The organism is Psychrobacter sp. 1U2 (assembly GCF_051847575.1).
On sequence record NZ_JBPYDC010001011.1, the window covers coordinates 1 to 741 of the forward strand.

A 741-nucleotide genomic window follows, 5' to 3' on the forward strand; every position below is an offset into this window, starting at 1 on the left:
GTATATGCCTGATGCTTTGATAAAGGTGAAAACTTACCCGCTAGCCAGTCAAGTGCATAATCATCGCCCGGCACACTGGCTACATAAGTCGGTGAGCGCTGTAGCATGGTTACATGACGCGCACATTGCTCACCATTTTCATCGACTAGCGCTGGTACTAAGGTCATCGCAGTCGCACCACTACCAATCACTACGATATTTTTATCGTTATAATCCACATCTTGCCAATACTGTGGATGCACGATATCACCTTGGAATTGCTCTTCACTTTCAAAATGTGGTCGATATCCTGCATCATAGTCATAATAACCAGTTGCACCAACGATAAATTTCGCTGTCATCGTATATACTTCACCGCTAGCATGGTTTTTGACCACGACAGTCCACTGTTTAGCAATACTTGACCAAGATAGTTGCTGCACGTCATGTTGATAGCGTATATGTTTTTCAACCTCAAACTCGCGCGCAGTCTCTGCTATGTAGCTTTTGATGTCATCACCTTTGGCTAACATCTTATGATCTAACCATGGACGAAAACTATAACCAAAAGTCAAAGCATCAGAGTCCGAACGAATACCAGGGTAAGTAAACAAATCCCATGTACCGCCCAAGTCTGCACGCTTCTCTAATATAATAAATGGCTTGGTAGCTTTATCTTTATTGCGCTTCTTTGCCTTCAAAGAATGATTGAACAGCTTTTGATAGTTTTGCTGCAAGCGACATGCCATACCAATTCCAGAG

At 42.8% G+C, this 741-nt stretch carries 1 protein-coding gene; it reads right to left on the minus strand.

Features of this window, described 5'->3' with window-relative positions; all coding sequences use genetic code 11:
• On the minus strand, positions 1-716 hold a 716-nt coding region (locus ACS8FD_RS20080; protein WP_439277164.1), incomplete at its 3' end, for a flavin-containing monooxygenase.
• Between the last annotated feature and the right edge of the window lie 25 nt (positions 717-741).